This is a genomic window from Acinetobacter sp. ANC_7512, from assembly GCF_056779935.1.
The window spans coordinates 158,870-180,706 of the sequence record NZ_JBWYIX010000002.1; the positions used below are offsets into that span (position 1 = coordinate 158,870).

Consider the following 21,837-nt stretch of genomic DNA (forward strand, 5'->3'; position numbering starts at 1 on the left):
ATCATTGCTAAAAATAAAGTGTCTTTAGATGATCATGCACTATCAGGATAAGACTAGATGCCGAGTTTAACGCCACTACATGAAACCTATTGTAAATGGGATCGATCTCCTCCAAGTCAGGCCGATGTGCTTGAAGGTTTGGCACAACTGGTCAGCACTCCAATTAACCTTGCTGTTCAAAATCTCATTCAATCACTTCAACGTGAAGTGCTCTTAACCGTATTTGGTTTAAGTAAAAAAACATCAAAAGAATTTCAAAAGAAAACGTACGTTCGAAAGTTATATCAATTTTCATATGACACGCTTCTAAATTACGGAAATTATTTGGTCGCACCAGCCCTGCGCAAAATCATTGATCAATTTCCGAAACTCCATGATAAGCCCCTCACGCCAAAAATGATTTTTTTGGTAAGTGCTCTTAATGGCGTGATTGGCGACTATTTACTCAAAAATCAAAATCCGTTGGCGATTACCAGTAATCTGTATGATCACTATGGAGAGTTACAACAGGGTGACCTGTCAGGTCGTGTCGTGATCTTTTGCCATGGTCTGTGCATGAATCATCTTGATTGGACCAATCGCAACTATGGCGGTATTGGTGAAAAACTGCTTGCACAACGCGACAACAACACCATGCTTTATTTGCATTACAACACTGGGCGCAGAATTTCAGCGAATGGTCGTTCGTTGGCCAATATGCTTGAAGACTTGGTAAAGCGCAATCCACGTATCACCAGCCTTGATTTAATCGGTCACAGTATGGGTGGTTTGGTTTCTCGAAGTGCTTTGTTTTATGGTAAACAAAATCTCCATCAATGGTTTCACATGGCAGAGAATTTAGTCTGCTTAGGTTCTCCACATCATGGTGCGGTTCTAGAACGTATTGGCTTTGCCGTTCAAGAAAAAATTGGACACTTTCCCATCATCAAGTTAGCCAGCCACATTGTGAATATTCGCAGTGATGGTATTTTGGATTTACGCCATGGTAGTGTCCGTGATGATGACTGGGAACACAATCACGCTCGTATTGGCATGATGGATGATAATCGTAAACCTGCACCGCTGCCTTCACATATCAATACATTCTTAGTAGCTGGAACAATTGAGTTTGAAAATCGTAAAAATCGTACACTTAAAGTCATTGGCGATTACTTAGTGAGTGTGCAAAGTGCTTTGGGTGAGCATCCAAATCCGCGATTCCAACTGAAATTGCCAGAATCACATAAAGCGGTGTTCTACGGGCTCAATCATATGGAAATTCAATACCATTCCAGTGTTGCTGAGCAAATCGTTAAATGGTTCTATCCACATCACGATGAATTAGCTGAAGAGCAAATCCGTAAATATTTAATCAAATTAGAAAGCATGGAAGGAATCGTAGAAACCTGACCATCTTCAATAAAAAAGCCAACTATTAGTTGGCTTTTTTATTTTAAGCAGAATACTTTCTGAATAACTGCCAAATCGAGATGATCACCAAAATACTAAAAAATACCAAAGACCACACAGGTAAAGACTGACCTAGGAAAGTCCAGTCTACTACCGCACATTCGCCTGATCCTGACAGCACTTGTTGAAGCACTGTTTTAAGCGGCAAAGCATCTACCAAATAATCTAAACCAGGCCCACAACTTGGCACTTTATCCGGAGGTAAACTCTGCAGCCAGACATGACGTGCAGCAACACCCGCTGACCATAAAATCGATAATGTCCCTAGGAAAGCATATACTCGTTTTAAACCATTACGGACGGGATTGTGTAGAAACGCAATAAAAGAAATCAGCCCCAATCCGATCAGACCTAACCGTTGAAATACACACAATGGACAAGGTTCAAGACCTTGGACATGTTCGAGATACAACGCGAAGGCCATTCCAATCACGCTGGCTATAAACAACAGGCCACTCACCATGCGGTAATTTTGCCACTGCATATACTTTCCTCAATATTTTTATCGATATGCTTTTAGATATTCTTTAAAGCTTAAACTAGACTCTGCTTCCAACTGTTGTTGCTGCTCAAGTGATTGCATTGTAAGTTGTTCAAAATAGGTGACTTTATCCTGAGATAACACATAATTTTGATAATGATCAGCATGTTGATGCGCGAGCACACTACCTAAGCTCCAAGTACCACTATGTTTTAGTGTATCTTCTACTATTTTCGCAGAGAAGGTTTCATCCACTTCATCTACTCGTGATTGCATAATTTGCATTGCATCAGAATACAACGAGGTCGAGTGAGCTTGATCTAACTTTTCTGCTAAAGGCTGCATCTGTTTGAGATATTGATTTGCCCATGTCTCAATTTCAATTGATTGACCATTTTCAACAATGGCAGCATTTGGCGCACGTCCACGATTCACAACTTCTTGCTGGTTTTGTTCAATCACTTCAAGTTCATCATCTAGCAGCTCAGGACTATCTTTTAATAAACAATAAAGCGCTAATACCTCTAAGAAGCCTGCAGTATCTTCATTGATACCAATAGGGCTGTATGGATTCACATCTACTGCGCGCAATTCTACATACCCTACACCACGGTTTGCTAATGCATCAGATGGTGTTTCACCAGACTGTGGTACTTGTTTAGGGCGTACAAGACTGTAGTACTCATTTTCAATTTGCAGTACGTGATCATTAATTTGGATCGGTTCGCCCGCTTCGTCATCTAATCCCAAACGACTGAAAGCAGCATAAGACGTTTTCACCGCCTTTTGTAAGCCTGCTAAATATCCTTTCAAATCATTGTAATGAATACCTAACTCTTTCTGCGCCGAGTTTTGATATCCAAAGCGCCCCATACGCAATGCAGTGGCATATGGCAAATACAATGTTCCCTTAATTAAAGGCAATAAATGATGTTCACGACCCGTCATAAAACAACGACAGACTGATGGGCTTGCACCTATCAGGAACATAACCAATGGGGTTAAACGAATGAAATTTCGAATTAAAGCGAAATATCGATGGCTGCGATAATCCTGCAAACTGAGCTGTTTTAAAGCTTCATCTTGCTCGTTTGCTTGCAACTGCTCAAACAACGCATCAGGGAATGAAACATTGTAATGTACACCTGAAATCGTCTGCATACGACGACCATAACGTACACCTAAACCACGGCGGTATAAAGTTTTGAATTTACCGATATTGGATGAGCCATATTGCGCAAGACGAATGCTTTCTTCTTCATCATCCAACATACATGGCATCGACATTGGCCATAGCTTTTCACCATCTTCTAGGTGTCGATGGGTGAAAGCATGAATATCTTCTAAGTAGCTTAATGCTTCAGAAATTGAAGATTGAGGAGGCGTAATAAACTCAAGTAAGGCTTCAGAATAATCTGTCGTAATATGAGGATGAGTTAACGCAGAGCCTAAACCCTTAGGATGATCTTTCTGGGAGATAAAGCCATCACTTTGCATCCTTAGGCTTTCGCGCTCAATGCCTCGTAACATACCTTTAAACACCGTCGAATCCACCCAATTTGGTAAAATTGTTTCAGAGAGCGCTTCGGGTTGACTCATTACTTACTCGCTTATCTAGAAGAACGACTGAGATAAAAAATTATTGATTTATATCAAGTATACCGTGATTTATATTCGCAAATGCAGTTTGCATATACATTTCAGTTGGATAAACCTTTTATTTTGGCAAATTTTTAACACAATCTTAGTCTTTAAGACATCTGAAATTTGTGATTTTATTGCAGAATAAATGCTAACAAACTGTAAAGAATATGAATTATCACAACGTTATAGATTTTTGGTTCAGTGCTGAAACTCAACCGCATTGGTTTGCGAAAAGCGATGCTTTCGATCAACTTATTCAAGCGCAATTTGGTCACACCATCCAACAAGCTGCCGCAGGCGAACTATGGACATGGCGGGAAACTGCTTTAGGACGCTTAGCAGAAATCATTGTCTTGGATCAATTTTCTCGTAATGTTTATCGTGGCAAACCTGAATCTTTTGCCCAAGATCCATTAGCACTTGGGCTAGCTCAAGAAGCGGTTCGTCTTGGCTTAGATCTCGAACTGGAACCTGAACAACGTAGCTTCTTATATATGCCTTTCATGCATAGCGAATCAAAAATCATTCACACTCAAGCACTTCGTTTGTTTGAGGCATTAGGCAACCCTGTAAATTTAGACTTTGAGAAGAAGCATCAAGTCATCATTGAACGTTTCGGCCGCTATCCTCATCGTAATGAAATTTTAAATCGTTTCTCTACGCCTGAGGAAATAGAATTCTTAAAACAGCCAAACAGTAGCTTCTAAATTGATATTGACACAACAGACTTCAGGAGAGCGAAATGAAAAACTTATGCATGATTTTGGGATTATCTGGCATGCTCCTGCTGTCTGGTTGTGTCACGACGCCAAGTAAACCGCGTACATTTGATCAGCTTGGGCAATTCGCAACTATTCCCTTGAACCAATCAACGTATCGTATTAGTTTTCAAGGCTCATCTAACATGAGCTATGGTACAGCTGAAGAAATAACCTTACTTAAAGCTGCACAAACAACGGTCAAACAGGGCTTTCATTTTTTTAAAGTCCAAGATGATCCAAGCAATCGCACACAACAACCACCTCGTCAAGCTGTGGTTTATTCCAATCCTTACCCGTATGGTTATGGATATCGTAGACATCCTATGTTCTTTGATCCTTTTTATGATGTGCCACAGGTGGTCAGTTTAGAGCCAGTTCAAGTAGCCTATACCATCACCTGTTTTAAAGATCAAAAAACAGCACCTCAAGATGCTTTTGATGCACGTTTAATTTTACAGGCCTTAGGGTCTAAATATGGTTTAAGTGCTACAGGCGACATACTGCCTGTACAAACACAGCCTTCTCAATCACAATAAAATAATATTAATACAACAGCTTACATAGGAATTATGCATGAGTGTATCACCAACAATGACTACCCCTAGTCTGGATCGAAGCAAACGGTTTGCCATGATCGCACTGGTTGTCGCTGTATTGGCTTGGATATCGCTCATGGTGGCTGCCAAAATTTTTCCAGAATATGTTTGGCTTATTCATATTTTAATGTTGTCTGCTGAAGCAGGTGTGGTTGGTGGTTTAGCAGATTGGTATGCCATTACGGTTTTGTTTCGGAACCCATTCGGCCGTATCCCTATTCCTAAGTTTTTAAAAGATCACACCGAAATTATTCCACGTAACAAAGCGCGTATTGCAGAATCCATGGGACGTTTTGTTCAAGAAAACTTCCTATCGCCACAGATTGTGGCAAAAAGCTTGAGTCAAACAGATGTGAGTTTGGCAGTAGGACAATGGCTAGCCAATCCAGATAACAATCGTCAAGTGACTCAAGTGATTCAACAGACAGTGCCTAAAGTTTTTGAGTTTGTTGGACAAGAACAAGTCGGTAGGTTTATTCAAACTAACAGTGTGCAATGGGTAAAGAACACTCAAATCAATACCCTGGCCAGTGAAATGATTCGTGCCGTATTAGAAAATGACTTCCACCAAGATGTTTTACAACGTGGTCTCGATGTTGCGCACGATTGGGTGACTTCACATCCTGAACAAACTCGGGAGCTAACCCGCACCCTATTTAAAGAACTCGGAGTGTGGCGTTTAGCCAAAGGCGCAAGTTGGATCGGTATCGATGTTCAACAAAGAACGATTGACTCTTTAATAGAGCGTGTCGAGTCAATGTTGGCAGATCCAGAGCATCCATGGCGTCAAAAAATTGAGAGTATTGCACAGCATTTAATGACTGAACTCGCAAATCCTGAAAGTCAGGCGAGTCTTAAATTAAATGAAACTAAAAATGCATTGTTAGATAGTCCTCAAGTTTTAAATTTTATTACTGGTGCCGTCGTCATTCTGTGCAATGCCATTCGTGAAGATTTGGAGAAAGCAGATTCAGGTATAGCTGAAAATTTACGTGTTGCGATTCAACAAGTCGGTCAAAACATCATTTCCAATCCTGCATTACGCCAATTATTAAATGAAAAAATGAGTTCAATGGCAGTCAATCTCAGTGATCAATACAGCGAAAAAGTCATTTTATTTATCAGTGAACGCATTCACGAATGGGACTCACGAGAAATGATCGATAAAATTGAAAATGAAGTCGGTGGTGACTTACATATGATTCGCGTCAACGGTGTTGTCGTTGGTGCATTTATCGGTTTAGTGTTAGGGATCATCCGAGCAGCAGTTGAATTTTTGATTTAACTTAGAAATGAAATTTAAATTTGGTCGCTGACTAAAATTGAATTCATTGTGAATTGACGTCATCAAAAAGCCCATTTCTGCATGAATGGGCTGTATTTATTATTCTTAATCCATTTAAAGAACTAAGCTATCACTAGAGTCATTCCCATCTGCTTCATCTTATATAAACCATAATAATATTATAAGGTTACATAATTTTTTTACGATTTAAATGTGAAATAATATCTTGATAAGAGTCTACTTTACAAAAATAAGCTGGGGAGTTATTTCTCACGTCTTCTGATGGTTGAAATAAAAAACCATAATCAACTAAATGCAACATCGAAAAATCATTGAATGCATCACCGATCGCAATACTATTGGTCATTGAAACGTTTTCTTTTTGGAACTTTACAATAATTTCATGTTTCCCTTTATCTCGTGTATACAGAACATTTTCTATAAATCCATCTGGTCCAATTTCTAAGTGATGACAATATGTATTTTTAACAGGAAGATTTAATTTTTCAAAAAAGGGAAATAAAAACTCATAAAAGCAATCTGAAATAATGTTAACTTCAAAATTTTCAGCCTTTTGCAAATATTCTAAAAACTCCTTAGCATCTGGAATAACATCCAGTTCTTTAATGTCATCGATTAATTGTTTTAAAGGAATTTTATTTTCTTTCAGTAAATTAATTCTAAATTCCATCAGAGACTTATAGTCTGCGACTTCTCGAGTTGTAATCGCCAACTCTGGGATATTGTATACATTTGAAAAGTGTTTCCATATTTCAGGGACAAGAACACCCTCCATATCGATAAAAGCCATCTTTTTCATATTGCTACCCTATTATTGAAATTTAGCAAACAGAAGTGCTATCCCTAGCAGACATAATACAGTTCCAATCACTCTGTTAATCTGTACTTGCTTAGCTAACATTTTCTGTCTTAAAACAATCGATGAAAAAAGCAAAGCCACCAATCCAAACCATAAAAAATGAGCAAAAGACATAAATAGCCCATAACCGACCAGAATTGCTTTCGGCGTACTCACACTGATGATTTGAGTGTATGTACTAATCACAAATAAAGTCGTTTTAGGATTAAGTGCATTGGTGAAAAAGCCATATTTCACTGCTTGAAATGCATTAATTGCAGCAGTTGATGACGTCTCGACAACCGGACTTTGTACAAAAGTTTTATAACCGATATAGATGAGATAGATGGCTCCAATATACTTCACAATATTTAGAATTTGAGGTGTATACGCCATGACAAATGCGACAGCAATAAGCGTATAAGTCACATGAATCAACACACCTAAAGAAATTCCCAGTGAAGTGAGAACACCTATCCTTCTACCATATAAGTAACTGTTTTTTGTCACGATAGCGAAATCAGCACCAGGACTCACAACAGCGAGTATGGTGATGAGAATAACTGCTATAAACTCACCCATTCATTATGCCTTTTTAAACGTGATCACTAATACATCTCTTAATCCAATATCACCCAACCTAAAATCATTGACTTTGATTTCCGTTACGCTGTGATAGACCTGATGATCATCCACAAGTGCGATATCTAAAAAATTTTCAAGCATAAATTCTGCTTTCAAATTCTTATTTAAGTCATAAATTCGGGTCATTCCACCTTGAACATTTTGACGGTTGATCATGGCCATTAAAACGAAATCCACCCCATCGCGATGTATCCCCTCAGGGGTTGGCTTACCACTATCGTTAAATTTTGCTTCAATGCGAAATTGATGCGCTTCGATAAACCAATTTTCAGTTTCAATTTCTGAAAAGGTGAAATATGCGAATTGTAGTAAATTTCTAAAAATTGGATTTTCAATTGTATTTTTATCAATCTCTGAAAAATATCTCGCAATTCCACCATTCAAAGTGTTGTATTCAATCGTCTGAAAATGAGGAATATAAGAATTTTTCAGTAAAATTTTATGCTTATCATTAATAGTAAAAGTTGCATGTTTTCTTGTTCGATATTTACCTTTATCCGACATAAATTGATCTAAATCTAGAGCGTTCCAACTGTCTATAAAATCACTGACATCTTGCTCATTAACATCGTGTAAATTATTATTTTTCTGTATTTCTTGGAATGTATTTAAATCAATAAACGCATAACCCTTTTTGATTATCTCTTGTGAATATGTGTATTCATCGAGATGCTGCTTGTTAAATGGACTGAATTTTAATATATTTTCCATTGTATTAGCTTTATTTTGCTTTTGGTAATCTTTATTTTGAACAAAAGTAAAAAAAATAAAATCAATATTATCGACTAAAAATATATGAGTTTTTGGAATGATAGAAAAAATATCTCTGAATTCACTGAAGTTTTTTTATTTTGTCGCTAAATACAGCAGTGTCACGATTGCAGCAAAAAAATTATTTGTTACGCAAAGTGCCGTCAGTAAGCAAATTTACAATCTCGAAGAAATATTAAATATCACATTATTTGAACGACGAAATAAAACCTTGATACTCACCAAAGAAGGAGAAACTCTTTTTCATTGCGCTCAGAATATTTTCAATCAATTGGATGATTGTTTAATTGGACTAACTCAAAATAAAACTGAAAACAAACAATTGGTACTGTCCTGTGAACCAACCATTTCGATGAAGTGGTTAATTCCACGACTTGTTGAATTTAAAAAATTTAGACATGATTTTGAAGTGGTTTTGCTCACAGGTGGTGGTGTAGTCGACTTTGAAAAAGATAATATCGATATCGCTATACGAAGAAATGATTTTGAATGGGGATCACATCTGTTTAGTGAGAAAATTGGCGATGAATATATTGTGGCAGTCCAAGCATCTCACCACCCTAAAACCAAAGAATTGTTAATTTCTAAATCACGCCCTTATTTTTCAAAAAAATTACACCAATTGGATGAACTCAAAGATATTTTGAAGAAACATTCCAAAATAGAATTAGAGCATTTTTACTTATGTTTAGAAGGCTGCTTGGCTGGCCTAGGAAAGACGATCATTTCTATCTACATGATTGAAAAAGAATTAGAGCTCAAGTCTGTAAAAAAAATAACACCAATTCTTCAGGATGGTTCTGCCTATTATCTACTGTCCCATACTAGATTTATTGAAGATCCTCGGAAGATTATTTTTTTAAATTGGTTAAAAAATGAAATGAAGCAAAGTCAGATCAATCATTTTTAACATGAGATCACATAGATCATCTAAGGTTTTAAACTTAATTGAAGATCATTAGAATCTTATGAGAATTAAAACGAATATGTCGCAGATATTTGTATTTAGTGCAGGCATTTCAACTGCTAAACTACGAAGAAACGGGCTAAATATTACTATCCAGCATGATTAAAATTGAATCTAAATTACCAGACTTAGGTGTCACTATTTTTAGCGTGATGTCAGCACTCGCCCAAAAGTTGAACGCATTAAATCTTTCTCAAGGTTTTCCTGATTTTCCACCTCCTCCTGAATTAATTGCAGCTTTAGCTCAAGCCACACAACAAGGCTATAACCAATATCCACCTGGTGACGGTCTGCTGAGTTTAAGACAAAAAATTGCAGCCCAATTCTGCCAACGAGACCAAGTCGATTTAGACCCGATCAGCGAAATCACCATTACACCTGGTGCAACGACTGCAATTTTGTGTGCGATTCAAGCTGTTGTAAATGCTGGAGATGAAGTAATTATTTTCGATCCTGCTTATGATAGTTATGCACCTGCAGTGAAACTCGCTGGGGCGCAAGCGATCCATATCAACTTGGTACATCCAGACTTCCATGTTGACTGGAATGTGGTAAAAGATCGAATAAATGAACGAACGCGATTAATCATTGTAAATACACCACATAATCCCTCAGGTGCAATTTGGTCCAAGCAAGATTGGCAACAACTGATCGAGTTGATTCAGGATAAAAACATTTGTGTACTTTCTGACGAGGTCTATGAACATTTAGTGTTTGATGGTCAACAACATTATTCTGCGCTTAGTTTTCCTGAACTTCGAGATCGTAGTTTTGTGATTGGTTCATTCGGAAAAACGTTTCATGTTACTGGTTGGAAAACTGGATATTGCGTTGCACCTCAGGCACTGATGAAAGTATTTCGTCAAATTTATCAATTTGCCAATTTCTGTGGTGTCCATCCGATTCAAGTCGCGCTTAATCAATTCATCGAACAACATCCTGAACATATTTTAGATCTCCCCAATTTTTATCAAGCAAAACGTGACTTATTCATCCATGGAATTCAGCATTCAAAATTTCAATATCTGCCGTCACCAGGAACTTATTTTCAAAACTTAGATTTCAGTACACTAAGACCTGAGCTCACAGATATAGAAATGTGCCAATATCTTGCAGAACAACACAAACTGGTAGCGATTCCTATATCAGTGTTTTATCAACAGCCACCTCAAGATCTGAAGCTCATTCGGGTCTGTTTTGCAAAACGAGAGGAAACCTTGCATCTTGCAGGAGAAATTTTAACGAAGGTTCAATCACAATAACGAAAAGAGACGAGACGGATTACTTTATTACTAAAGCAATTTGAATGATAAGGTGTTAAGGTCAATCCGTTGATATAGAAAACAATAATGGATAAGACTTATATATGGCGAGAACCTTACGGCCGATTGATGAACCTGGTTTCTGGAAAGTTTTTTTAGTTTTTTTAGTTCCGCTGATTGCAACCAATATCCTGCAAAATTTATCAGGCACAATTAATACGATCTTCGTCGGGCAAATGATGGGCGTCCAAGCAATTGCTGCTGTTTCCGTCTTCTTCCCTATTTTGTTCTGTCTCTTGGCTTTCGTAATTGGGCTTTCGGCTGGCTCGACGGTATTGGTTGGTCAAGCGTGGGGAGCACAAAATTTAGAAAAAGTAAGAGCGGTTGTCGGCTCTACTATTTTTATGACATTGATCGGCGGGACGATTATTGCCATTTTAGGTGTTCTATCTGCACGCCACATTCTTGAGGCCTTGGGCACAGACCCAAGTGTCATGCATTTATCTTTGCCTTATGTTCAATGGATGTTAGCAGGTAGCCCACTCCTTTTTATTTATATTATTTATACCTCTATCTTACGTGGTGTCGGTGATAGCATTACACCTCTCATCGCTTTGGGAATGACCAGTTTAATTGGGCTCTTTATTACCCCTGTTCTCATCGCTGGATATTTTGGATTTCCTCAATTGGGTATCATTGCACCTGCCATCGCCACGATTGTGGGTTATCTGGCCGTGCTTATTTTTCTGTACGTTTATTTAAATAAAAAAAATCATCCATTACGTCCAGATTTAGCAATGTGTAAACATGTACGCCACAATCCTGAACTAAGCAAAATTATTCTCAGGCTTGGCGTTCCTACTGGCATTCAAATGGTCACGACTTCTGTGGCAGGTTTAGTCATTGTCGGCTTGGTCAATCGCTATGGTTCAGAAGCAACAGCTGCTTATGGCGCAGTCAATCAGGTTTTGAACTATATCCAATTCCCTGCTCTGTCTATCGCAATTGCCGCTTCTATTTTTGGGGCTCAAGCGATTGGTGCAGGTAAAGCGGATTCTTTATCACGTGTAACTAAAACAGCACTGGGCATGAATTTTGTCTTTACAGGCGGGCTCGTAATCTTGGCTTATTTGTTCTCAAAATATCTCATGGCATTATTTATTACAGATGATAAAGTTGTGATACTCGGGCAACAATTATTGTTTATTGTGCTGTGGTCAATTTTATTTTTTGGCGCGAGTGCTATTTTCGCCTCAATTATGCGTGCAAGTGGCACTGTCACTATGCCAATGATCATCAATATAGTGGCCATACTTTGTATAGAACTCCCAGCAGCTTATCTATTTAGCGCATGGTGGGGGCTGGCGGGAATCTGGTACGCCTATGCTTTGGCTTTCGTTTGCTTATGTGTGATGCAAGGTTTGTATTATCAATTTGTTTGGAAAAAGAAAACTGTCCAAGTACTGATTTAAATTAGAAATCAGGAAAATAAAAAACCCGCATGACGCGGGTTTTTTTACGATTATTTAGAATCGAAACGTTTACTCATTTTAGTCGCAAATGCAGTCACTTTTTGATAGCCCGTTGGCATCACACGTTGCATCAAATCAATCACTTTCGCATCGTTGCCAATCAGTAAACGACGGCGATCTTTTTGTACTGCTTCTAGAATTTGACGCGCTGCTTCTTCAGGTGGACAACGTAATAACTTATCAAATGTCTGTGCAGATTTCTGTGGATTCATGCCCAAAGATTTTAAACTGTCATTCATTTTTGCAGCTTTCGCAATATTGGTACGAATGCCACCTGGATGTACGCACAGCGCGCTCACACCCACATTTTCAATATCTAGCTCTTGACGAAGAGATTCAGTGAAACCACGTACAGCAAATTTAGTTGCATTATAAGCAGACTGAGTGGGTTGCGCAGTTAAACCGAATAAACTTGAAATGTTGATAATGTGTCCATCACCTGTTTTTTTAATATACGGTAAAAATTCTTTAGTGCCGTACACGACACCCCAAAAGTTAATATTAACAATCCATTCCAACTCTTCGTATGTTGCGCCTTCAACGGTCGAACCCAATGCCACCCCAGCATTGTTGAAAATCATGTTCACTGAACCATGATTCTGTACAGTTTCAGCCGCCCATGCTTTAACTTCGTCACGATTCGCAACATCTACTTTCTTGGTTGTGACTCGTACATTTGCATTCTTCGTCAGTTCAACTGTTTCTGCTAAGCCCTTTTCATTTACGTCACTTAAAGACAAATGACAACCTTGCTTAGCCAGTAACACTGCAAGTTGTTGACCAATACCAGAACCTGCACCTGTGATTGCAGCCACTTTGTTTTTAAAATTTTTCATTGTGAATCCTTTTTTTGATTTTTATGCACCACAGCGTTGATCTGGGTCATTCATGTTCACTATAATTTTGACAATTATTATTGTCAATGTAACTATCGACCATTTTTATTGTTACTATAGGCCAATTTAGTATCTTTAGCTGATCAGTACTCTATACTGACCGCAGCATAACACTTTTATAAAAAGACTCGAATTGCTATGAACCCAGAGAACCTCACTCCATCAGAACACGAGCAAGCGATTGAAAAGCCTCCCGCAAAAGAGCGTCAATTTAAAGGGATGTCCTTAACTGAACGCAAACAAGCACGCCGTGAGAAACTTATTGAAGCGGGTATTGAAGCATATGGAACTCATGGTTTTTTCTCAGTAACCGTTAAAGATATTTGCACACAAGCGAAATTAACTGAACGTTACTTTTATGAATCTTTTAAGAAAAGTGAAAACTTATTCCAAACGATCTTTTTAGAACTGATTGAGAAGCTTCAACAAACATTAATGCAAGCTATTATGAAAGCCTCTCCTGAGCCTCTAAACATGATTGATGCAGGTCTAAATGCGTTCTTTAGTTTTTTAGAAGATGATCCGCGTACCGCTCGGATTATTTATATTGATGCAATGCTCGTCCAAGAACTTCATAATCATGCAACCATTCAAGAAACAATGGGCCGTTTCGACCGAATGATTCATGCCTTTGTCACATTAATGATGCCACATACCCATCTCACTGAAAAAGAGATCTCCTTGATTGCAACTGGTCTAAATGGCTATGTCACTCAAGTTGCTGTTCGCTGGGTAGTAGGTGGTTTTAAACTTCCACGTGCTGAGGTCGTTCAGGCATGTAAAACCGTTTTTCTCGCCCTATTGAATGATCTAATGAAAAAGTAGCATCAAATTAAGATGAAGAAATTGTGACAAATCGTAAGTAAATTTAAGATATTGATTTAATTTCAGATTAATAAATATCAATGAGACAAAATATCAGCCTAATTGTCACAAAACATTGCTATATTTAACTTCGATTTCCATCTTGCAATGATACTGTCATAATTAATCTTTGTAATAAGCCTGTCATAAATATAAAACGGTTCACCGTTCATCATAGGATATTGCGTTGTGAAAGATGACTACATTTTAATTGTCGACGACGAGCTCCCAATTCGGGAAATGATCCATACTTCTTTAGATATGGCAGGCTTTCAATGCTTGGAAGCAGAAGATGCGAAACAAGCACATCAAATGATTGTTGATCAACGTCCAGCGCTTATCCTACTCGACTGGATGTTACCGGGTGGCGTGAGTGGCGTAGATTTGTGTCGTCGCCTTAAGCGTGATGAAACACTTTCAGAAATTCCAGTCATTATGTTGACTGCGCGTGGCGAAGAAGACCATAAAGTTCAAGGTCTTGATGCTGGAGCAGATGACTATATGACAAAACCATTTTCAACACGTGAGTTGGTATCCCGTATTAAAGCGGTGTTAAGACGTGCAAATGCGTTAAATGGTGAAAAAACCATTGATGCAAATGGCTTAATTCTTGACCCAGTAAGCCAACGTGTCAGCTATAATCAAAATATTCTTGATATGGGGCCAACAGAATATCGTCTATTGGCATTCTTTATGACTCATCCAGAACGTGCCTATACCCGTGCTCAATTACTTGATCAGGTATGGGGTGGAAATGTGTATATTGAAGACAGAACCATCGACGTCCATATCCGTCGCTTACGTAAGGTGCTCGAACCTTATGGTGCAGACCGTTATGTTCAAACTGTGCGTGGTACTGGCTATCGTTTTTCAACACGAGCTGATGTTGCTTTAGGTTAATTTAGATTTTATGTACGAACCCTACCCCGTCCCAGAATTGGCACGTGAACATCAAAAGTTTCTATATAGCAGTTTATGGACTTTTGCCAAGCAAGACTTACGTTTACTGGTATTTCTACTGATTATTGCGGGCTGTATCGGGTTAGGGATTGGCTATCTTTGGATATGCTTAGGCATTGCCTGTCTCATATTTTTTGGTATCCAATTACGCTCATTATATTTAGTCAATGATTGGATTTCGAATCGTCCTTACGATGTACCACCAAATTTAAATGGAATCTGGGGGGCATTACTGTTCAATGTATATCGGGCTCAACGCCAAGAACGTATTGTTCAGTCTGAAATGGTTGGACTGATCGATCGAACTCAATCTTCTCTCGTGGCTTTATCAGAAGCGATTATTCTTACGGATGATTCCCATCAAATCGAATGGTGGAATCCTGCTGCGGAAAAGTTATTTGGCATTCAAGCTGTTGATCGTGGCCGCAACCTGCTCACGATTATTCGCCAGCCAGATTTTATTGAATATTTTCATAATACCCATCAAGCACCAGATGGTGTAAAAATTAAATTGGTGAACCATGATAATAAGTACGCGCAAATCAAACTGACTCGCTTTGGCAATGAAAGTCGCCTCTTAGTTGCGCACGACATTACGCGTATGAAAAATCTCGAGCAAATGCGTTCAGATTTTGTTGACAATATTTCACATGAATTAAGAACACCACTCACAGTGTTAAGTGGGTATATCGAAACATTCACAGATCAAGAAGATATCAATCCGCGTTGGAAACGTGCCTTTGAACAAATGCAATCGCAAACTAAACGCATGAATGCATTGGTCAATGATCTTTTGCTTTTGTCTCGTTTAGAAAATGAAAAACAAATTGCGAAAAATCAAATTATCGAAATGCCAAGTTTAATGAACCATCTGTTTGATGATGCGCAAGCTTACAATATTGATTATGGTCATACACTTAACCTTGATATAGACAGCCACTGTGACTTAATTGGTTCAGATATGGAATTGGCGAGTGCATTTAGCAACTTAATTACCAATGCCATAAAGTACACCCCGAAAGGTGGCACCATCACCATCGGCTGGCATGATGATGGAGAACGTGGCTATTTTTCTGTTCAGGATACTGGTATTGGAATTGATCCAAAACACTTACCGCGTTTAACTGAGCGTTTTTATCGTGTGGATAGTGCACGCAGTCGTCAAACAGGTGGTACTGGTTTAGGCCTTGCCATCGTTAAGCACGTACTTATGCAACATGGCGCACATATTGAAATCGAGTCGAAAGAAAACGAAGGCTCTACATTTATTGCCGTGTTTCCCAAAGAACGCTTGTATAAAATGCACGAATAAAAAAAAGCGCCTTAGGCGCTTTTCTTATTCAAAAGATATACTCAAATAAGATGACCCAACGCTTCACCCATTACTACAGTTGAGTTCGCCTTAAATGCTTGGTCCCATTGCATTTTATCTTTCTCAAACAAAACTACAGCCGTTGAACCCAAATAAAAACGTCCGAGCTCATCACCTTTTTCAAGTTTCATCGCATGATGGTTCAGCTCTAAGCGACCTGTTGGTTTTACTTTACCTGTCGCAACAGTTTCAATTCCAGCAACAATCATTGCGCCAACTAAAACAACAGCCATACGACCAATATCAGTATCGAATAAACATACCATTCGTTCATTACGTGCAAACAAACCCGGAATATTTTCAGCTGTAGTTTGGTTGACTGAAAATAATTCACCTGGAATATATAAAGTTTCAGTCAATGTACCAGAATAAGGCATATGCACACGATGATAATCACGCGGTGATAAGTACACTGTTGCAAATTCACCATTTTTGAATGGTGCTGCCAATTGAGGATCACCAATTAACTTTTCAACTGAAAAGCTTTGACCTTTTGCCTGAAAAATATCGCCCTCATTGATTTTACCTAATTGTGAAATTGCACCGTCTGCAGGTGACACGACACTTTTAGGATTAGGATCAATTGAACGAACGCCTGTTTTCAAAGAGCGAGTGAAAAACTCATTAAAGGATTTAAATTTCAAGGCATTTTGTTGCTCAGCAATTGACATATCAATGCCATATTTTGCTTTAAATGCTTGAATGACAACATTCTTTAATACTGGGTTTTCACTAGCTGCGACTTTACCCACCAAACGGCTGAGTTTTTGTTGCGGGACGATTTGCTGCGCTTGAATAAATAGTTTCTTTTTTAAATTTGTCAGACTCACTCAGGTGACTCTCCAGTAATGATTGGACTGTCGAGGCGGTTGCCCCACTCGCTCCACGCACCATCATAAGCTTGGATATCCCAACCCAGTAATCGACCAATAATGTAAGCTAAACCTGAACGGTGATGAGACTGACAATATACGACGACTGGCTGATCAAATTGAAAGCCCAATTGTTCTAAACGTTGTTGCGTGCGTTCTAAGGGGTGCAATTTTAAATGATTTTGACGATTAAGTGCAGTACTCCACTCAAAATGTCTAGCCGTTGGAATATGTCCACCACGACGTGCCGCGAGACGTTGCCCGGTATACTCCTCAGCCGTTCGGCAGTCCCATACTTGGCAAGTTTTATTTTCAATTTTTTTTATTAAAGTTGAATAATCAATACGGTGTTGATCAACATTGGATGTCTTAACTTGAAAAAGACATGTGACTGGCTGAACCTCTTCAACTTCTGAAGAAGTAGGATAGTTGGCGCCTAACCATGCATGAATACCACCATTTAATAAACTGGTGTTATAAAAACCCATACAGTGTAGATTCCAGATCAGTCGACCAGCCCATGCCCCACCTTCATCATCATAGACCACGACATGATGCTCAGGTGATATGTTTAATATCTGGACTAGCTGCTGAAGCCCTTCATCATCAGGCAATAAACCCGTAGCTTGTTCCTCTTGGCGCACTAAAAATTTTGGCTTCAGATGTATAGCATGCGGAATATGTAATTGCTCATAGACCGAACTTCGGGTCAAATCAACAATACGTAACTTTTCACTTCCTAAATGAGGAACAAGTTGTTCTGCTTCAATGAGCAGACCGAAATCAAAAGCGTTAGTGGTCATATTTATTGAATAGTTCTATTGGCCTTGTTCAAATCTTAGCACAAGACTTTTTCAAAATTATTCTGATTTTTTGCATGGTATTAGCAAAAAATCAGAAAAGGGAAATTATGATTGAGGAGACTCAACATCAAATACCTGACGCAAATATGCAAGGAAGGTATCATTATCAGTCATCGTTTTTCCTGGACTATCAGAGAGTTTAGCTACTGATTGACCATTGCACTCGACTAACTTTAAAACAATATTCAAAGCAGTTTGTCCCATATCATTGGTGAGGTTAGTACCAATCCCGAAACTGACTTGGAAACGATCTTTAAAATATTGATGCAAATCCCATGCCTTCTCTAAGTTTAGACCATCACTGAAAGTGAGCATTTTAGTTTTGCTGTCAATTTTTAACTTTTTATAATGTGCGTAGGCTTTATCGCCCCACGCATATGGGTCACCACTGTCATGTCGTAGACCATCAAATAGTTTGGCAAAATACAAATCAAAGTCTCTTAGGAATGCATCCATACCAACAACATCTGTCAGTGCAATGCCTAAATCTCCGCGATATTCCTGCACCCAAGTTTCAAGTGCAGCTTTTTGGAAATCACGTAAGCGAACATCAAGTGCTTGGAAAGCTTGTAAAAATTCATGTGCCATCGTACCAATGGGTGTAATACCCAACTGCTTTGCCAATAAAACATTACTGGTGCCACGAAAAATATGTGGTGCAGCCTTATTAAACTCTTCCACCACGTGTTTCTGCCAGTCAAAACTATAGCGACGGCGTGTTCCAAAATCGGAAACAAGAAATGGTGGATCATTCGGTTGTTGACTACTTTCATAGTGTTTCAACAATTCAATTTTAGCTTTAAGACGGCGCTCTCCTTCTGCCAATACCTGCTCATCGCGAATACGACGAAAATAGAGTTCATTGACGATTGCAAGCACGAAAATTTCAAACATCATTGCTTGAACCATAGGTCCTTCGATACGAATATCTAAACGACCTTGATCATCGATACTGGCTTTAATAAAGCGGCGCTTAAGTTGGAATAATTCTAAATAGTCTACAAAATCACTTTTAATAAAGCGTAAACTTCTTAAATATTGTAATTCATCTTCTTTAAATTTGAGCTGACACAGTAAATCTAACTGTTCGTTCAGTTCCTCTAATATATCCACGAGTGGATAGGCTGTATCTTCAAGGTTACGACAACGAAATTGATAGACACTATCCGTTTGAGGAAATTGATGTAATACCACTTGTAACATCGTGAATTTATACAAGTCAGTATCAAGTAAGGATTGAATAATGGCAGACATATTATTTTTCAGTTTTTAGCAACTTATTGCATTAAAGCACATTTTGTTGCGATTCATAGCTCGTTTTAGTAATTGTCGAAGATTATTCGACTAATTACTAAAACTTAAACTGATTATTTTTTTGCATTGTCTTGACTATATGACTCAGTCAAAGCTTTCAATGCTTTATCTTGCCCAATAACTTTTGCGAATTCTTCAGTGGTCTTGTGTCCTGTCTGTTTCGCTTGAGCATCACAATCGACCTGACGCAATTGTTTGGCAATCGACCATTCAAGCTTAAAGATAGCACCCATCAAAGCTGTATTACCCTTATTATCACGAGCACAGCGGTCTGCGCCGTTTTCCAATAGAGTCGTTACAATATCTTGATGACCATAGTAGGTCGCCATCATTAATGGTGTAAAACCAGCATGGTTTTTAATATTGACTGGAAAACCATGTTTCAAAAATTCATGAATAACTTCTTTGTTTCCTGTTTTCGCTGCTGCAAAAAATAAGTCAATCACTTCTTTCTGATCTGATTGTTGTGAGCTACTGACAGACGTCGTTTGAGCGTGAAGCATTACTGAACTTAAACTCAGTAAAGCGATTAATAAACTATATACAATATTTTTCATTCTTCCCTCACCTGAGTTTAAATTCGATAACGAGTGCCTGTAAAACTCCCCTAGGGTTGCAGGAAAGGAATTGAGTTTTACAGGACTTTTTTGAGGTGACACCTTAGACCCTAATCACCAATTCAAGGACTAATCTTGATTAGTCTTTTAAAGCTGCCGCTTTCGCTTTAACAGTCGCTAAGTTACCGTTTACAGCTTTAGTCATACGTGTGCCGTAATCCGCATCTGCTTTATAGAAATAAGACAACATGATGTGTTTAGTTTCTGAATCTTTTACGTTACCAAGATCAGCTGCTAAGTTCATAATGAGGTCAGATTTCTCTTTAGCAGAGTATGAACGGTATAAATCACCCGCTTGCTTAAAGTTTTGCTCTTTCACACCACGTTGCTGAACTGTGCCAGAAAGTGGAGTTTCAACAGCACGTGCTTTAGGAGTCGATGGTTTTGGCTCCATACGGCTTGGTTCATAGTTCACGTTAGATGAAGTTGCACCAACATTCATATAACCATCTTGGTTATTGTTGTTCACATTTACCAATGGACGGTTTACTGGAATTTGCTGGTGATTTGCACCCAAACGGTACATTTGTGTATCAGAGTAAGAGAAGATACGACCTTGTAACAGACGGTCTTCTGATGGCTCGATACCTGGTACTAAGTTACCCGGAGCCATTGCCACTTGTTCCGTTTCTTGGAAGAAGTTTTTAGGCATACGGTTAAGCGTTAACGTACCTACTTTAGTTTCTGGAACTAAATCTGTAGGCCAGATTTTAGTTGGATCTAATGGATCAAAATCAAAGCTGTTTAAATCTTTAGGATCTAACACTTGGATATAAAGATCCCATTTCGGGAAGTTACCCGCGTTGATGTTCTTATAAAGATCATTCGTTAAGTGGTTGAAGTCTTTACCTTGTAATTCAGCAGCTTCTTTAACGTTTAGACCTTTAACACCTTGCTTAGAACGGAAGTTAAATTTAACGTATTTATATTCGCCTTTGTCGTTGTACAATTTGAATGCATGTACACCGAAACCGTCTTGTTCACGGTAGCTCGTAGGAACACCTTGGTTACCATATACATAAGTCAACATATTTGTTGCCCATGGCTGGCTAGACAAGAAGTCAAATACGCGATTAGCGTCTTGAACGTTGTCAATTGGGCTTGGTTTCATTGCGTGGATGAAGTCTGGGAACTTAATCGCATCACGAATGAAGAATACAGGCGTTTGGTTACCAACTAAATCCCAGTTACCATCTTGAGTATAAAACTTAATTGCGAAGCCATGTGGGTCACGTAAAGTTTCTGGAGAATGCTTACCATGAATTACTGTAGAGAAGCGTAAGAATACTGGAGTTTTCGTACCTGCTTTGAAAAGTGAAGCAATAGTAAGATCTGATAAATCTTTAGTTGCAACGAATTCACCATAAGCTCCCGTACCACGTGCGTGTACAACACGCTCAGGGATACGCTCACGACCGAAACGTTGAAGTTTTTGAATCAACTGTACATCTTGTAATAATACAGAACCATTTGGACCTGCAGTGATTGAGTTTTGGTTATCACCCACTGGTGCGCCGTTATCTTTTGTTAATGGTGCAGCTGATGCTGCTGTCGCAGTTGCAAGCATTGCAACCAACATTGAACGCTTAAACATCGTTTTCTCTCTCAAATTTACCTTTCCTGCACGCGTAAATTACCTTCTTTAACAAAATTGGTAAAAAGGTTAATTTTTATTATTTCAATCGCTTTATTAGATCAAAAGTATATACTCCGATTAATTATTTTTTTATCAATGGCTTATGAGGATAGATAACGACTTTATCCCTTATCTTTTTTCCAATTTGATACAATTCATTTGAATTAAAAAACATCAAACTTGGTTGAATT

21 protein-coding genes are annotated in these 21,837 nt (G+C 38.5%); 10 read left to right on the forward strand and 11 right to left on the reverse strand.

Annotated features, from left to right (window positions below; translation table 11 throughout):
- The first annotated feature begins 57 nt into the window (after nt 1–57).
- On the forward strand, nt 58–1,389 hold the full coding sequence (locus tag AC1M9H_RS03365) for a PGAP1-like alpha/beta domain-containing protein (RefSeq protein ID WP_092766543.1): 1,332 nt from the start codon (nt 58–60) through the stop codon (nt 1,387–1,389).
- A 43-nt stretch (nt 1,390–1,432) separates the two neighbouring features.
- Here the strand turns inward: AC1M9H_RS03365 and AC1M9H_RS03370 are convergent, their stop codons facing one another.
- Both AC1M9H_RS03370 and gshA read right to left on the reverse strand, forming a co-directional pair.
- Nucleotides 1,433–1,933 carry a disulfide bond formation protein B gene (locus AC1M9H_RS03370; protein ID WP_092766544.1) on the reverse strand — a complete coding sequence of 167 codons (501 nt, stop codon included), beginning with the start codon at nt 1,931–1,933 and terminating at the stop codon, nt 1,433–1,435.
- A gap of 18 nt (nt 1,934–1,951) precedes the next feature.
- On the reverse strand, nt 1,952–3,529 hold the full coding sequence (gene gshA / locus AC1M9H_RS03375) for a glutamate--cysteine ligase (RefSeq protein ID WP_481612758.1): 1,578 nt from the start codon (nt 3,527–3,529) through the stop codon (nt 1,952–1,954).
- Nucleotides 3,530–3,741: 212 nt separating this feature from the next.
- Between gshA and AC1M9H_RS03380 the strand changes: the two genes are divergently transcribed.
- The 3 genes from AC1M9H_RS03380 to AC1M9H_RS03390 are packed head-to-tail and all read left to right on the forward strand — an operon-like array spanning nt 3,742 to nt 6,216.
- Nucleotides 3,742–4,281 carry a DUF924 family protein gene (locus tag AC1M9H_RS03380; RefSeq protein ID WP_481612759.1) on the forward strand — a complete coding sequence of 180 codons (540 nt, stop codon included), beginning with the start codon at nt 3,742–3,744 and terminating at the stop codon, nt 4,279–4,281.
- Nucleotides 4,282–4,316: 35 nt separating this feature from the next.
- On the forward strand, nt 4,317–4,871 hold the full coding sequence (locus tag AC1M9H_RS03385) for a CC0125/CC1285 family lipoprotein (RefSeq protein ID WP_180028385.1): 555 nt from the start codon (nt 4,317–4,319) through the stop codon (nt 4,869–4,871).
- Nucleotides 4,872–4,908: 37 nt separating this feature from the next.
- Complete coding sequence (locus AC1M9H_RS03390) at nt 4,909–6,216, forward strand: DUF445 domain-containing protein (RefSeq protein WP_481612760.1); 1,308 nt, start codon at nt 4,909–4,911, stop codon at nt 6,214–6,216.
- Nucleotides 6,217–6,403: 187 nt separating this feature from the next.
- On the opposite strand, the gene thrH is transcribed toward AC1M9H_RS03390, so the two are convergent.
- From thrH to AC1M9H_RS03405, 3 genes are read right to left on the reverse strand one after another with little or no spacing between them, the layout of a single operon-like run.
- Nucleotides 6,404–7,036 (reverse strand): bifunctional phosphoserine phosphatase/homoserine phosphotransferase ThrH, encoded by a 633-nt coding sequence (gene thrH, locus AC1M9H_RS03395; protein ID WP_481612761.1) that lies wholly within the window; start codon nt 7,034–7,036, stop codon nt 6,404–6,406.
- A gap of 12 nt (nt 7,037–7,048) precedes the next feature.
- Nucleotides 7,049–7,657 (reverse strand): LysE family translocator, encoded by a 609-nt coding sequence (locus tag AC1M9H_RS03400; protein WP_481612762.1) that lies wholly within the window; start codon nt 7,655–7,657, stop codon nt 7,049–7,051.
- Between the two features lie 3 nt (nt 7,658–7,660).
- Nucleotides 7,661–8,431 carry a 2OG-Fe dioxygenase family protein gene (locus AC1M9H_RS03405; protein ID WP_481612763.1) on the reverse strand — a complete coding sequence of 257 codons (771 nt, stop codon included), beginning with the start codon at nt 8,429–8,431 and terminating at the stop codon, nt 7,661–7,663.
- A 97-nt stretch (nt 8,432–8,528) separates the two neighbouring features.
- Between AC1M9H_RS03405 and AC1M9H_RS03410 the strand changes: the two genes are divergently transcribed.
- From AC1M9H_RS03410 to AC1M9H_RS03420, 3 genes are all read left to right on the forward strand, one after another.
- Nucleotides 8,529–9,401 carry a LysR family transcriptional regulator gene (locus AC1M9H_RS03410; protein ID WP_481612764.1) on the forward strand — a complete coding sequence of 291 codons (873 nt, stop codon included), beginning with the start codon at nt 8,529–8,531 and terminating at the stop codon, nt 9,399–9,401.
- 155 nt (nt 9,402–9,556) lie between these two features.
- Entirely contained in the window at nt 9,557–10,720 is a 1,164-nt protein-coding gene (locus AC1M9H_RS03415; RefSeq protein ID WP_481588769.1) for a methionine aminotransferase, read from the forward strand.
- A gap of 104 nt (nt 10,721–10,824) precedes the next feature.
- Entirely contained in the window at nt 10,825–12,192 is a 1,368-nt protein-coding gene (locus AC1M9H_RS03420; RefSeq protein WP_035264795.1) for an MATE family efflux transporter, read from the forward strand.
- A 50-nt stretch (nt 12,193–12,242) separates the two neighbouring features.
- Here the strand turns inward: AC1M9H_RS03420 and AC1M9H_RS03425 are convergent, their stop codons facing one another.
- Nucleotides 12,243–13,088, reverse strand: a complete 846-nt coding sequence (locus tag AC1M9H_RS03425; protein WP_035264797.1) for an SDR family NAD(P)-dependent oxidoreductase — start codon at nt 13,086–13,088, stop codon at nt 12,243–12,245.
- A 198-nt stretch (nt 13,089–13,286) separates the two neighbouring features.
- Between AC1M9H_RS03425 and AC1M9H_RS03430 the strand changes: the two genes are divergently transcribed.
- The 3 genes from AC1M9H_RS03430 to phoR all read left to right on the forward strand — a co-directional run bounded on the left by AC1M9H_RS03430 (nt 13,287) and on the right by phoR (nt 16,284).
- Entirely contained in the window at nt 13,287–13,973 is a 687-nt protein-coding gene (locus AC1M9H_RS03430) for a TetR/AcrR family transcriptional regulator (RefSeq protein ID WP_035264798.1), read from the forward strand.
- Nucleotides 13,974–14,201: 228 nt separating this feature from the next.
- The gene (phoB, locus tag AC1M9H_RS03435; protein ID WP_035264799.1) at nt 14,202–14,912 is read left to right on the forward strand and encodes a phosphate regulon transcriptional regulator PhoB; all 711 of its coding nucleotides are present in this window, start codon (nt 14,202–14,204) and stop codon (nt 14,910–14,912) included.
- Nucleotides 14,913–14,922: 10 nt separating this feature from the next.
- On the forward strand, nt 14,923–16,284 hold the full coding sequence (gene phoR / locus AC1M9H_RS03440) for a phosphate regulon sensor histidine kinase PhoR (protein ID WP_035264800.1): 1,362 nt from the start codon (nt 14,923–14,925) through the stop codon (nt 16,282–16,284).
- A gap of 41 nt (nt 16,285–16,325) precedes the next feature.
- Here phoR and asd read toward each other — a convergent pair whose 3' ends face one another.
- From asd to AC1M9H_RS03465, 5 genes are all read right to left on the reverse strand, one after another.
- A complete protein-coding gene (asd, locus tag AC1M9H_RS03445) occupies nt 16,326–17,174 on the reverse strand; it encodes an archaetidylserine decarboxylase (RefSeq protein WP_035264801.1) in 849 nt (282 codons plus the stop codon).
- Nucleotides 17,171–18,019: a sulfurtransferase gene (locus tag AC1M9H_RS03450; RefSeq protein WP_092766557.1), complete on the reverse strand. Its 849-nt coding sequence runs from the start codon at nt 18,017–18,019 to the stop codon at nt 17,171–17,173. Before AC1M9H_RS03450 ends, asd begins: the two co-directional genes overlap by 4 nt.
- A 105-nt stretch (nt 18,020–18,124) precedes the next feature.
- Nucleotides 18,125–19,333 (reverse strand): nicotinate phosphoribosyltransferase, encoded by a 1,209-nt coding sequence (pncB, locus tag AC1M9H_RS03455; protein WP_481612765.1) that lies wholly within the window; start codon nt 19,331–19,333, stop codon nt 18,125–18,127.
- A gap of 113 nt (nt 19,334–19,446) precedes the next feature.
- On the reverse strand, nt 19,447–19,950 hold the full coding sequence (locus AC1M9H_RS03460; RefSeq protein ID WP_180028377.1) for an ankyrin repeat domain-containing protein: 504 nt from the start codon (nt 19,948–19,950) through the stop codon (nt 19,447–19,449).
- 139 nt (nt 19,951–20,089) lie between these two features.
- The gene (locus tag AC1M9H_RS03465; protein ID WP_481612766.1) at nt 20,090–21,604 is read right to left on the reverse strand and encodes a catalase; all 1,515 of its coding nucleotides are present in this window, start codon (nt 21,602–21,604) and stop codon (nt 20,090–20,092) included.
- Nucleotides 21,605–21,837 lie beyond the last annotated feature (233 nt).